General features: G+C 35.3%; 11 protein-coding genes and 1 tRNA gene. 9 read left to right on the forward strand and 3 right to left on the reverse strand.

What is annotated here, in order from left to right:
- Nucleotides 1–148: 148 nt before the first annotated feature.
- From coaD to relA, 3 genes are read left to right on the forward strand one after another with little or no spacing between them, the layout of a single operon-like run.
- On the forward strand, nt 149–637 hold the full coding sequence (gene coaD, locus ACGH6Q_RS02235) for a pantetheine-phosphate adenylyltransferase (protein ID WP_034912639.1): 489 nt from the start codon (nt 149–151) through the stop codon (nt 635–637).
- 12 nt (nt 638–649) lie between these two features.
- Nucleotides 650–1993, forward strand: a complete 1344-nt coding sequence (rlmD, locus tag ACGH6Q_RS02240; RefSeq protein ID WP_411591689.1) for a 23S rRNA (uracil(1939)-C(5))-methyltransferase RlmD — start codon at nt 650–652, stop codon at nt 1991–1993.
- Nucleotides 1994–1996: 3 nt separating this feature from the next.
- Nucleotides 1997–4255, forward strand: coding sequence for a GTP diphosphokinase (relA, locus tag ACGH6Q_RS02245; RefSeq protein ID WP_411591691.1), 2259 nt, complete (start codon nt 1997–1999; stop codon nt 4253–4255).
- 50 nt (nt 4256–4305) lie between these two features.
- Here the strand turns inward: relA and folA are convergent, their stop codons facing one another.
- Nucleotides 4306–4806, reverse strand: a complete 501-nt coding sequence (gene folA, locus ACGH6Q_RS02250; RefSeq protein WP_411591692.1) for a type 3 dihydrofolate reductase — start codon at nt 4804–4806, stop codon at nt 4306–4308.
- Nucleotides 4807–4816: 10 nt separating this feature from the next.
- Nucleotides 4817–5881, reverse strand: coding sequence for an MJ1255/VC2487 family glycosyltransferase (locus ACGH6Q_RS02255; protein WP_411591695.1), 1065 nt, complete (start codon nt 5879–5881; stop codon nt 4817–4819).
- A gap of 219 nt (nt 5882–6100) precedes the next feature.
- On the opposite strand from ACGH6Q_RS02255, the gene ACGH6Q_RS02260 reads away from it, so the two are divergent.
- From ACGH6Q_RS02260 to mutT, 5 genes are all read left to right on the forward strand, one after another.
- On the forward strand, nt 6101–6478 hold the full coding sequence (locus tag ACGH6Q_RS02260; protein WP_174798683.1) for a hypothetical protein: 378 nt from the start codon (nt 6101–6103) through the stop codon (nt 6476–6478).
- Between the two features lie 121 nt (nt 6479–6599).
- Entirely contained in the window at nt 6600–8144 is a 1545-nt protein-coding gene (locus ACGH6Q_RS02265; protein WP_411591696.1) for a multicopper oxidase family protein, read from the forward strand.
- 205 nt (nt 8145–8349) lie between these two features.
- Nucleotides 8350–8694 carry a hypothetical protein gene (locus ACGH6Q_RS02270; protein ID WP_085164302.1) on the forward strand — a complete coding sequence of 115 codons (345 nt, stop codon included), beginning with the start codon at nt 8350–8352 and terminating at the stop codon, nt 8692–8694.
- 77 nt (nt 8695–8771) lie between these two features.
- Entirely contained in the window at nt 8772–11504 is a 2733-nt protein-coding gene (secA, locus tag ACGH6Q_RS02275; protein WP_296301815.1) for a preprotein translocase subunit SecA, read from the forward strand.
- A 117-nt stretch (nt 11505–11621) separates the two neighbouring features.
- A complete protein-coding gene (gene mutT / locus ACGH6Q_RS02280; RefSeq protein WP_411591697.1) occupies nt 11622–12026 on the forward strand; it encodes an 8-oxo-dGTP diphosphatase MutT in 405 nt (134 codons plus the stop codon).
- Between the two features lie 332 nt (nt 12027–12358).
- Here mutT and ACGH6Q_RS02285 read toward each other — a convergent pair.
- Nucleotides 12359–12434: transfer RNA gene (locus tag ACGH6Q_RS02285), tRNA-Asn, on the reverse strand.
- Nucleotides 12435–12582: 148 nt separating this feature from the next.
- Here ACGH6Q_RS02285 and ACGH6Q_RS02290 point away from each other — a divergent pair.
- On the forward strand, nt 12583–13158 hold the full coding sequence (locus ACGH6Q_RS02290; protein WP_174798686.1) for a TIGR00730 family Rossman fold protein: 576 nt from the start codon (nt 12583–12585) through the stop codon (nt 13156–13158).
- Nucleotides 13159–13202 lie beyond the last annotated feature (44 nt).

A 13202-nucleotide genomic window follows, 5' to 3' on the forward strand; every position in this document is an offset into this window, starting at 1 on the left:
TGCTGTATATTAATAATATCTAGCTTTTTCATATTTACATTACTAGAAATCTAACAAATTGAGCAAAAGAATTTTGCATGGTTAAACTAACAATCCTAAGTAAAATTAGGTATGATACAGTCATCATACCTAATGGATAATATTAAATATGAAAAGCAAAAGTTTAACTGCTATTTTCCCGGGTACTTTTGATCCCATTACTAATGGTCATATTGATCTTGTTACACGAGCTTCGTTACTGTTTCCTCGATTAATTGTTGCTATTGCCGAAAATCCTAATAAAAAAACACTCTTTAATCTAGAAGAACGCGTGAATTTAGCATCAACAGCAGTTGAACATTTACTCAATGTCGAAGTTATTGGCTTTGACAATTTAATGGCTAATTTTGCACAAACCCATAATGCCACGGTTATCGTTCGAGGCGTTCGTACAACACACGATTTTGAATACGAAAGGCAACTTGCCGAAATGAATCGTGCATTAAAATCTGATTTAGACACTATCTTTTTAATGCCATCAATTGCAATGGGATTTATTTCATCAACAATAGTGAAAGATGTTGCCTACCATGACGGTGATATAACAAATTTAGTACCACTACATGTCAAAACAGCTTTATTAAAACGCTTAACATAAATAAAAACGTCTATGGTTAATTTTTATACTCCACAAAGAAAAAAGTTCACACCACAAAAATTGACAGTAACTATCTTATCTTTAGATGCTTTTGGGCAAGGCGTGACCAATCATAAAGGTAAAACAATTTTTGTAAAATCAGCCTTGCCTGATGAAACCGTTGATATTGAGTTAACTGAAAATAAGAAAAATTACGCTAAAGCCAAAGTCATTAGATATCATAATCAAAGCAAATACCGCGTTAAACCTCTATGTGAATATTATCAACAATGTGGAGGTTGTGAGCTACAACATATTGCACCACATATGCAACAACAAGCAAAATATGATGCGTTGATAAATCTATTACAAAAAGAAACAGGACAACCTTTATCAAATATCGTTAAAAATTCACCGCAAATTATTGCCGATCAACCTTACCATTATCGTCGACGTGCAAGACTTTCAATTAATATCGTTAAAGGCCAATTAGCAATTGGATTTCGCCAAGCAGAATCTAATCAAATAATCAATATCAAACATTGTCCTGTATTAGTTGATGAATTAGATTCATTGCTAGCACCATTACAAAGCATGCTCAATAACATAAAACAGAAAAAAGTACTGGGTCACGTTGAACTAATTTCGGTCGATAGTGGTATTATTCTTGTTTTAAGGCACACTATGCCTCTAAGCAATCATGATGTTAACCTATTAAAAGAATTTGCCGAAAATAACAATATTTCACTTTATTTTCACGGCGATGATTTAATACATATTGCCGGTAATACTGAGCATTTTTATTTAATTAATCATTTAAAATTAACATTCAGCCCTCTAGATTTTATTCAGGTAAATTGTAAAATTAATCAAAAGATGATCGAACAGGCGCTTAACTGGCTAACTTTACAACCAACAGATCGGGTTTTAGATCTGTTTTGCGGAATGGGCAATTTTTCGTTACCTATAGCAAAATTAAGTAAAACTGTAACGGGAGTTGAAGGTGTTGATACCTTGGTTGAAAAAGCAAAATTCAACGCTATATTAAATAATACTGAGATTTGTGCGGAAACTAATTTTTTAACCAGCAATTTAGATGATTCTCAACAATTTTCGATATGGAGTCAATCACAATATAATTATAATAAAGTATTATTAGATCCAGCAAGAGCAGGAGCGTTTAATGCAACAATAGAAATTGCAAAATTAGCACCATCAAAAATTGTTTATATATCGTGTAATCCTGCTACACTAGCTCGAGATAGTAAACAACTTATCGATGCAGGATATCAAATTGCTCAAATTGCTATTTTAGATATGTTTCCGCAAACCAAACACATTGAATCAATGTTGTTGCTAATAAAATCAGGAACATAAGTTATGGTATCTATTAGAGGCGCACACCAACATAGTGAAGAACACTATTCCCTTGCTCAATTTGATGTAGAACAATGGGTAAAACAAGAATTGTTATTAACTAATCCTGCATCTTATAAGAAGTTTAGAGAAGTTTGGGATTTTTGTTTTGAAAACAGCGCAGGTGCATCAGAGCAAATTTTCTGTTTCCAAAATGCGATAGAAATGGTCGAAATTCTATCGACACTTAATATGGATATTAATAGTTTATGTGCGGCTTTATTGCTTCCTTTTGTTGATAGCAAAATTATTCGCCGAGAAGATATTCCAGAAGATTTTGATCGTGAAATTTCTCATATTATTTCTAGTATTGTTAGGATGAAAGAAATTCGCCAATTACGAGCAATTCGTAACGGCAGTGCTACTTCCGAACAAATTGATAGTATTCGCCGAATGCTACTAGCGATGGTAAATGACTTCAGAAGTGTAGTGATTAAATTGGCAGAACGCATTACCTACTTACGCAATTTAATCAATGCACCTCAAGAAGAACAGGTCCTTGCAGCTAAAGAATGTTTTAACATCTATGCGCCCTTAGCCAACCGTTTAGGCATAGGTCAATTAAAATGGGAGCTAGAAGATTTCTGCTTCCGCTATTTACATCCAGATGAATATCGATTAATAGCAAAAAAATTGCAAGAAAAACGATTAGATCGTGAACTGTACATCAAACAATTTGTAAGCCATTTACAAGATTTGATGAATCAAGATCATATTCGAGCTGAGGTATACGGTCGTCCTAAACATATTTATAGTATATGGCGAAAAATGGAGCGTAAACACCTTCAATTCGAAGATTTATATGATATTCGTGCTGTGCGCATTATCTGCGATCGTATTGAAGATTGTTATAATGCATTAGGTATTGTCCACAGCCATTATAAACATATCGCAAAAGAATTTGACGATTATGTAGCAAATCCTAAACCAAATGGTTATCAATCGATCCATACTGTTGTTTATGGTCCACAAGATAAAGCAATCGAAATTCAAATTCGTACTGAAAAAATGCACAATGAGGCTGAACTAGGTATTGCTGCACATTGGAAATATAAAGAAGGCAGTACCGACAAAATGACAGCTTATGATCAACGAATTTCTTGGTTGCGTAAATTATTAACATGGCAACAAGAAATGTCGGAAAGTGGTGAAATACAAGAAGCCGTTCGTAGCCAAATTTTTGATGACCGAGTTTATGTTTTTACGCCTAAAGGTGATGTTGTTGACTTGCCTGCTATGTCAACTCCACTTGATTTTGCTTATCATATACATAGCGATGTGGGTCACCGCTGTATTGGAGCCAAAGTAGGCGGGCGAATTGTACCATTTACCTATAATTTAAAAATGGGCGATCAAGTTGAAATCATTACCCAAAAACAACCAAATCCTAGTCGAGATTGGCTAAATCCGAATACAGGATTCGTTAATAGTAGTCGTGCCAGAGCTAAAATTCAAGCCTGGTTTAAAAAGCAAGATCGCGATAAAAATATCGCTACAGGTGAGCAAATTTTACAAAGCGAACTTGAACCTTTAAACATTAGTATAAAAAGTGTCGAAAAAATCTTAATTAATAAATATAACGCTCATTCATTTGACGAGGTATTAGCAGGTATTGGTAGTGGTGATGTAAGGATTAATCAATTAGTTAATTTTATCAATGCACAATTTAATAAACCAACTGCTGAAGAGGAAGATGAAGCAGCATTAAAACAGATTGCCCAAAAAACGAATATACAATCTAAAAATACTAATAAATTCAACAACAAAAAAGGCAGTGAAATTATTATTGAGGGTGTGGGTAACTTAATGTATACCATTGCAAACTGTTGCCGCCCTATTCCTGGCGATCTAATTGTAGGGTTTGTAACTCATGGGCGAGGTATTTCAATTCACCGAGCTGATTGTGAGCAATTGCAAGACCTTAAAAATCATGCGCCTGAACGTATTACTCACGCTGTTTGGAACAACAATACCCAATCAAGTTATACCATGGTGATAAAGATTGTTGCCAACGATCGAAGTGGTTTATTGCGAGATATCACTACGATTTTAGCTAATGAAAAGGTTAATGTTCTTGGTTTAATGAGCCGTTCAGATATGAAGCAACAATTAGCCACTATCGACGTAGATATGGAAATTTTTGATCAGGATTCGTTAAATCGAGTGCTCAATAAAATAAAACAACTACCCGATGTTATTGAAGCTAAACGTTTTCAAGGTTAATTAACATGTTAAATTGCCACTTTTTTAGTGGCAATTAGGTTTAATATTTATTACTTTCTTTCTAAAATTTCAAACTGATATGAATAGCCATTTTTATCATCCGGTTGATGCCCTTCTTGATAAATAACTTGCCATTGCTCAGGTGAATAATCAGGGAAATGGGTATCCCCCTGTAGTTCCGCATCTATGTGCGTTAAATAAAGTCGATTTGCTAACGGTAAAGTCTGCTTATAAATATTACCACCACCAATAATAAATGCCTCATCAACATTCTGTTCTTGGGCTAACACTATGGCGGCATCAATTGATTGAACCCAACTTACATTTTGAGTTGAATTAGATTCACTTGGTGCTTGCTTTGAAATAATAATATTATGACGATTTGGTAGTGGACGACCAATAGACTCAAATGTCTTCCTTCCCATAATAACGGGTTTATTAAGTGTATTTTTTTTAAACCATGCCAAGTCTGCAGGTAAATGCCAAGGCATTTGATTATTTAAACCAATTACACGATTATCGTCCATGGCTACAATAATACTTAATATCATATCCGTTCCTTTACACATACCCTAAAGATTTTATTCGCTGATTGACATGCTCAGGAAAGATAGTTTGACTCCAAAGTCGTTCGCTTAAAGAAAGTAACGCCTCTTTTTGTCCAGCAACGATCCAATTAGACAATTCTGTAGCAACATCAGGGTATATTATTGGTTTTGGTGAAGGTAAATCTAACCAATACTTAAGTTTGATACAGTTTAAACTTTCCATAACCATTGCCATATCAAGAGATCGTAAACATTGAGCATTATAAATTTGTTCAAATTGACCTGCCACAGGCTTAGTAAGAATCTTTTTACCAAGCGTTAATGCTTCAGAAATCAATGCAAAGCCCGTATTTGAAATAATGCCAGAGCAATTGACTAAAGCTTGCGTAAAACTATCACGACTAAGAGGTTGAAAATTAATATTACCTCGTTGCGATTCTTGCTTTATATCTGGGTGAAAACAGATAAATTGATGATCTTGAAATTGTTTTAACATACCAATGATTTCATCTATGCCTTCAAACGGCAAATAAACCACAATGCTGCCATCTTCTGTTGGTGTGGCATTAAATGAATCAATCATCGGTGGCAATAACTTATGCCCAAAATGAAACCAATGCAAACCAATAGGTTTAGTAACTGGCGCATAATATTTCATAATTACATTGGCAACTAACCCATATTCTTTAGGTTTAAGATATTGGCATACGGCCTGATTACTTATACCTAAACAGTCACGTTGCTGATGATGTGCGGCCCAAGCAGTGACTGGCTCAAAATCACTAATAATACAATCATACTTTGATAAATCGAGTTCCCGCACGTCTTTAATCAGCCTGAAAGCGCGAATTCGTTGTATGGTTTTACGAAAATTAATTTTACCGTTTAGTGTTGCAAAGGTGACACCTCGATAAGTCTTATAATCACCAAAAACTTGCATATCAAAATAGTCTTTAGGATCACGTCCACTAAAAATATAATCAACATCAGCTCCAGCTTTTTTTAATGCTTTAGCTAAAGTTCTACAACGACTGACATGGCCATTTCCTGTTCCTTGAACACCAAAAAGAATCTTCATATCAATATTATTTGCCAATTATTATTGATAAATATCATACCAGAACACGTCATAATTATCTTATTTTTTTACACATTAACTTAAAATTTTAGTATTTTTAATATATTAATAGACAAGTCGACAAATCAATACAATTAAATTAAACTAGTTATATCAAGGTGATATTTAAACTTTAAGTAGGGCTATTATTTATTTTACAAAAAATAGCGAGATATCAAGATGCCTATAACACCCAAAAATAAACCAATTTGCCTGATAATTGTATTAGCATCAATACTATTTTGGTTTAGTTATTCTTCATGGCATTTATCTAACTTACTATTATCACCAACTTTAACTTGTCATTCTGCTCATTCCACATCTGAATTAACACCTAAACACGAATCTATTTCTAACGAGCCAGTTTTGGTTTTGCGAAAAAACACAATCATATCATCTTGTGCTTTGTTTCATCAGTGTTTAACCTGTAATATTTTAAATTCTCATTTTCCTACAAAACTTTATATTTCGTCTAGCAGTGAACGATATCTGCCCATTAAGCCTATTCTACAATATAACGAATTTATTCCAGAGTTAAGACCGCCGCAAGCTGTTTAATTGATTTATGTAAATAAAAGCAGTAAGTAACACAACACGTAATAACTGAATTATATTGATATTTGTTTTATCAGTATAACCAGCAGGTTATTGTTAAACTTAACTATTTTTGAGGAACATCATGAAACGCCGAAATTTTTTGATAAATATTACCACAGCTATCGGTGGATTGGTCGCAACTAAAGCTATAGCCCAAATGGGGCACAATAATATGCATGACACAATGTGTGATACTCATTCTGATGAATGTCAAAAGGGGGATAATATGCACCAACACATGAATATGGACATGAATCACAATCAAATGCCGCAAAAACTTTTATCGACTTCAGCACTACCACAAGGAATGGATCTACCAACTTTGACCAACTTAAAAAATGAGAGCAAGCAAAAAGGTATTTTTGAAGCAACATTACATATAAAACCAACCAAAATTGCATTAACGCCAGATTTAACCACGGAATTTTGGACCTATAATGGAATGATACCTGGTCCGAAAATTGAAGTATTTGAAGAAGACCATGTTAAAATCACTGTAAAAAATGAACTTACTCAATCAACGACAATTCATTGGCACGGCTTGCTCATTCCATCTGATCAAGACGGCAACCCACAAAACGAAATTCCAGCAGGAGGCAGTCGAACTTATGAGTTTACCATTCCTAAAGATACGGCTGGCACTTATTGGTATCATCCTCACGGACACAATACAGTAGCAGAACAAGTTTATCGAGGTTTAGCTGGTACATTTATTGTTCGTAGCAAACACGATCCACTTGCATCGTTCCCTGAACAAAATTGGTTCTTTTCTGACTTAAAATTAACCGACAAAGGCCAAATTGCTGATAATTCAATGGTTGATTGGATGAATGGACGCGAAGGCCAATTTGTATTGATAAATGGCAGTTACCGCCCAAAAATCAAAATAGATTCAGCCACACATATCCGAGTATGGAATTCGTGTTCAGGTCGATATCTCAATCTTTCTATCCCTAACTGCGATGTTTTTTTAGTTGGCACTGATGGTGGACTATTAGCTAAACCCTATCTGCTTACCAAACCCTTATTATTAACTCCGGCTGAACGTGCTGAATTAGTCATAATACCAAAACAAACTGGTACTGTATATTTACAATCAATCGGTTATGATCGCAATAAAATGGGCAATGTACCACCAGAACAGGATATAATATTAGGTGAGTTAATACTGACTAAATCCGATCCAATCACCTTACCAAACACATTAAACCAACTACCTAATATGGGGCCTGTTGTCGTCCATAAATTACTGGAATATACCGAAGTGATGGATATGAAAGAGCCGCGTGGTGGTGTGTTATTTTTAATTAATGGTAAACGTCATGACATGTCGCGAATTGATCTAAAAAGCAAAATTCACGATATTGAAGAATGGACAATATTCAATAATTCCCATATGGATCACAATTTCCACATCCATGGCGCACAATTTATTGTACAATCGCACGAGTTAAATGGTAAAAAAACTCAGCCTGATTATATTGCCTTAAAAGATACCATTAATTTGCGACCACACGAAAAACTTACCATCAAAATACAGCAAAATCTTCCTGGGCTTCGCATGTATCACTGTCACATTATTGAACATGAAACAACGGGCATGATGGGGCAATTAATGGTGGAATAATATTTCTTCCTTTATTCCTTTCCTTGATTCAATTTTTAGTATGGTTGGATTAAGGGAAGTTAAATTAACAAAAACTCGCTTATCATTACCGAAAAAAAAGCGAGTTTTTATAAACCTATCATCTTATTAAAATTCCTTTTATTAAATTATTCCCCTTGTAATAAGGGTTTTTTCTTTTGCTAAAAAATGCTAAAATGCACAGATTATGATCGTCATTAACTATTGGCAAAAACTCCGCAAACGATTGATTATTAAAACCGCTTTGTCGCACTTATTATTAGGTGTGATTGCTGCTGGGTTTGGTTTATGTCAAAACGAAGCGCTTCCATCGGAATCTGATGTTTCGCACAGTGGAATTATTGCTATTACATCCATTGTACAAGATCACAGAGAAACAGCACAAAGAAAGTCACAAACACTAGCATGTTCCCAAAAACAGCATACTGTAGTACTTTTAATAATGCCTAATTATGATGATCTTTCCCCTAGCAAGGCAATCCGACTATCCCCTTACAACGGCATACGAGCTGGACCAAAAACTACCTCTTAGAATTTACACACAAATAAAACTAATTTTTATTCAAGGCAAAAGCCTTAAAATCCGTATTAAAAAACAAGAGAAAAGTTATGTTATTAAAATTATTGACAAAAGTATTTGGTAGCCGCAATGAGCGCGTATTAAAAAGTATGCGTAAACGAGTTGAAAAAATTAATGCACTTGAACCAGACATGGAAGCATTAACTGATGATGAACTAAAAGCAAAAACTACAGAATTTAAAGACAGGATTGCCTCTGGAACTCAATTAGATGATATTTTGGAAGAAGCTTTCGCAGTGGTACGTGAAGCGAGTAAACGTGTATTTGGCATGCGTCATTTTGATGTGCAGTTAATCGGTGGTATGGTATTAAATGAACGTTGCATTGCTGAAATGCGTACGGGTGAAGGTAAAACTTTAACAGCGACATTACCTGCCTACTTAAATGCACTAACAGGTAAAGGTGTACACGTTGTTACAGTTAATGATTACTTAGCGCAGCGAGACGCTGAAAATAATCGTCCTTTATTCGAATTTTTGGGCTTAACTGTAGGGATTAACCTGCCAAATATGCCCACACACATAAAACGTGAGGCTTACAACGCAGATATCACCTATGGTACCAATAATGAATATGGTTTCGACTACCTACGCGATAATATGGTATTTACCAAAGATGCTCGAGTACAACGTCCATTACATTACGCCTTAGTCGATGAAGTTGACTCAATTTTAATTGATGAAGCAAGAACACCTCTGATTATTTCAGGTCAAGCGGAAGATAGTTCCGACAGATATATTAGCGTTGATAAAATCATTCCTTACTTGACCCGTCAAGAAAAAGAAGACTCTGACCAGTTCCAAGGTGATGGTGACTTCTCAATTGATGAAAAATCACGCCAAGTTAACTTAACAGAACGAGGCTTAGTTAAAGTTGAAGAATTACTGATAAAACAAGGTATCATGAAAGGTGATGAGTCACTTTATGCGCCAAGCAATATCGTATTGATGCATCACGTTAATGCAGCCCTACGCGCTCACCACCTATTCCATCGCGACGTTGATTATATTGTCAGAGATAACGAAATTATCATCGTTGACGAACATACTGGAAGAACAATGGATGGTCGACGTTGGTCTGATGGTTTACATCAAGCTGTTGAAGCAAAAGAGCACGTTAAAATCCAAAATGAGAACCAAACACTGGCTTCAATTACTTTCCAAAACTATTTCCGTTTATATGAAAAACTAGCGGGCATGACAGGTACTGCTGACACTGAAGCATTTGAGTTTAACCAAATTTATGGTTTAGATACGATTGTTATTCCAACTAATCGCCCAATGCAACGAAAAGATCAATCCGACCTTGTCTATATGACCGAAAAGGAAAAGATAAATGCGATTGTATCTGATGTAAAAGAATGTGTAAAACGCGGTCAACCTGTTTTAGTCGGAACAGCATCAATCGAAAAATCAGAATTAGTTTCACAAGCATTTAAAAAAGCAGGTATCAAACATAATGTCCTAAATGCTAAATTCCATGCTCAAGAAGCAGAAATCATTGCTAATGCAGGGAGTAAAGGTGCTGTTACTATTGCAACCAACATGGCTGGTCGTGGTACTGATATTATGCTCGGCGGTAACTGGCAAAATGATATAGCAAAAATTGAAAATCCAACACAAGAAGACATCGAAAAAGCGAAACAAGCTTGGCAAACAAAACACGAAGAAGTGATTGAGTTAGGTGGACTTTATATTTTAGGTACTGAACGTCACGAGTCACGCCGTATCGACAACCAACTACGAGGTCGTGCAGGACGTCAAGGTGACCCTGGCGCTTCACGCTTTTATCTATCACTGGAAGATCCATTGATGAGAATTTTCGCCTCTGATCGTATGGGTAATATGATGCGTAAATTGGGTATGAAAGAAGGTGAAGCTATTGAACACCCATGGGTCACAAAAGCCATTGCCAATGCTCAAAAGAAAGTTGAAAGTCGCAACTTTGATATTCGTAAACAACTTCTTGAATATGATGATGTCGCCAACGATCAACGTAAAGTAATTTACCGAGAACGAAACGGCTTACTTGATAATACCGATATAAAAGATACCATTGATTCAATTCGAGGTGATGTATTTAACACTCTAATTGACCAATACATTCCACCACAATCAATTGAAGATATGTGGAATATACCAGGTCTTGAAACTGCACTAAAAACAGACTTTGATTTGGATTTACCGGTCGCAAAATGGCTAGATGAAGAGCAAAATCTGCACGAAGAAACATTGCGTGAACGAATCTTACAAATTGCTCAAGACAAATATTTAGAAAAAGAAAATATGGCTGGAGCTGAAGCATTTAGACATTTCGAGAAAAGTGTTATGTTACAAACACTTGATACGCTTTGGAAAGAACATTTAGCAGCTATGGATTATTTACGCCAAGGTATTCATTTGCGCGGCTATGCACAAAAAGATCCAAAACAGGAATATAAACGAGAATCGTTTAATATGTTTGCTAACATGCTAGAATCATTAAAATATGATGTTATTGGTATTTTGAGTCGCGTACAAATTCGCTCACAAGAAGAAGTTGACGAAGCTGAACGCCAACGCCTAGCAGAAATGGAAAAACTAATGGCTAAACAACAAGCTAACCATGATTCGGTAGCGAGTATAAATGGCGAAAATGAAGAACTATCAGCAGGCACTTCTTCGCAACCAATAGTACGAACTCAAGCCAAAGTTGGTCGTAATGATCCATGCCCTTGTGGTTCAGGTAAAAAATATAAACATTGCCATGGTGCTGTTCAGTAAAGAAAAAATTTAGTATCATCAAATAAAGTTGATAATTAAATCGTCGATTAGGATCGACAATAGGTTGAAAGGGAAAGTTACAACTTTCCCTAATTTTACTCATAGGCAAATAGAATTATGAACAAACATATTGAAATTGCTGTAGGTATTATTCGTTCACAAAATTGTCAAATATTTATTACCCAACGCGGTGAAGACTCTCATCTTGCTGGTTTTTGGGAATTTCCTGGTGGAAAAATCGAGATCGGAGAAACGCCATATCAAACCTTACAACGAGAAATTGCTGAAGAAGTTGACATCCATATCCACCAAGCTCAATTTTTAGATATCTTTAAACACAATTATGATGATCGCGATATCACAATTCATGCGTATTTAGTTGAAGAGTGGGATGGAGTCCCTTTTGCTAAAGAAGGCCAACCAAGTCGTTGGGTTGACCAAGAAGATCTGAATGCCGACGAATTCCCTGACGCCAATCGACCGATCATCGAAATGCTTAAAAACTTAGATAAACAAATATAACTTAGTTATTACAATTTAGCTTGTTCGCAAGTTTATTTTATTTTATTTTATTTAACTTAAATTAGTTTCTTGTATGATTTTAGAGCTATTATATTTAGTTCATAAAACAGCTGTACGCTGTTTCCCCGCGCCGAGAATAACACAATGCTAAAGCAAAAATTTACTATCACAAAGCTTTGATCTTATTTTAACTAATAATCCATTTAGCAATGGCTAAATACATACTCAATAAACTCGGATTTAGGTCTATTTGCTGTAATAACAAAACGAATAATCAGAAGGGGTTGCATATAAAAAAACCTGCCATAAGCAGGTTTTATAAATTCAGAAATTGGCTCCTCCAACAGGACTTGAACCTGTGACATACGGATTAACAGTCCGCCGTTCTACCGACTGAACTATGGAGGAACACTTAACGGGATGAATATTAACTATATATAACGCTAATGTCAATCTCTAAAACAGCAAATAGAATTAACTGCTCAGCTTGTAATCAAATTAATCTGTAGATATGCTAAGATAATTAAATATATTATTAACAGGTAAAATAGCATTTATGAAAAAAAATATTTGTATTTTTTGCGGAGCAAACGAAGGAAGCCAATTAGAATATCGTACACAAGCAGAACAATTAGGCAAAACTTTAGCAGAACAAAATCGACGGCTAATTTATGGTGGTGGTAATAAAGGTTTAATGGGGATTATTGCTAATACAGTACTTGCGCACGGCGGTGAGGTGATTGGTATTATTCCTGAACGTTTAGTCAAAGCCGAAACTGCACACCACGGTATTACGCGCTTAGAGGTGGTGGATAATATGCATCAACGTAAAGCAAGACTGTCTGAGCTTGCTGATGGTTTTGTTGCAATGCCCGGCGGAACAGGTACGCTAGAGGAAGTTTTTGAAGTTTGGACAGCAATGCAAATAGGTTATCATGAAAAGCCCGTTGCATTATTTAATGTGTTAGAATTTTGGCAACCAATGCTTAATTTTTTGCAACATGCAGTTAATGAAGGTTTTGTTCGAGATAGTTTTTATAAAACATTAATTGTTTCGGAAGATCATCGAACTATACTACAACAAATGGATCATTTTATCCCTAAAGATTTACAGCGCTGGGTAAAAAAATAGCTTAAATGTCATATTATATAAAAACGCCATCACTTGATGGCGCT

The organism is Gilliamella sp. BG2 (genome assembly GCF_046635645.1).
GTDB classification, from domain to species: Bacteria; Pseudomonadota; Gammaproteobacteria; order Enterobacterales; family Orbaceae; genus Gilliamella; species Gilliamella bombi.

Excerpts from the sequence above, each read along its gene's own strand:
- coaD (WP_034912639.1), top strand. The coding sequence starts at position 149 with ATGAAAAGCAAAAGTTTAACTGCTATTTTCCCGGGTACTTTTGATCCC.
- rlmD (WP_411591689.1), top strand. The coding sequence starts at position 650 with ATGGTTAATTTTTATACTCCACAAAGAAAAAAGTTCACACCACAAAAA.
- relA (WP_411591691.1), top strand. The coding sequence starts at position 1,997 with ATGGTATCTATTAGAGGCGCACACCAACATAGTGAAGAACACTATTCC.
- folA (WP_411591692.1), bottom strand. The coding sequence starts at position 4,806 with ATGATATTAAGTATTATTGTAGCCATGGACGATAATCGTGTAATTGGT.
- ACGH6Q_RS02255 (WP_411591695.1), bottom strand. The coding sequence starts at position 5,881 with ATGAAGATTCTTTTTGGTGTTCAAGGAACAGGAAATGGCCATGTCAGT.
- ACGH6Q_RS02260 (WP_174798683.1), top strand. The coding sequence starts at position 6,101 with ATGCCTATAACACCCAAAAATAAACCAATTTGCCTGATAATTGTATTA.
- ACGH6Q_RS02265 (WP_411591696.1), top strand. The coding sequence starts at position 6,600 with ATGAAACGCCGAAATTTTTTGATAAATATTACCACAGCTATCGGTGGA.
- ACGH6Q_RS02270 (WP_085164302.1), top strand. The coding sequence starts at position 8,350 with ATGATCGTCATTAACTATTGGCAAAAACTCCGCAAACGATTGATTATT.
- secA (WP_296301815.1), top strand. The coding sequence starts at position 8,772 with ATGTTATTAAAATTATTGACAAAAGTATTTGGTAGCCGCAATGAGCGC.
- mutT (WP_411591697.1), top strand. The coding sequence starts at position 11,622 with ATGAACAAACATATTGAAATTGCTGTAGGTATTATTCGTTCACAAAAT.
- ACGH6Q_RS02290 (WP_174798686.1), top strand. The coding sequence starts at position 12,583 with ATGAAAAAAAATATTTGTATTTTTTGCGGAGCAAACGAAGGAAGCCAA.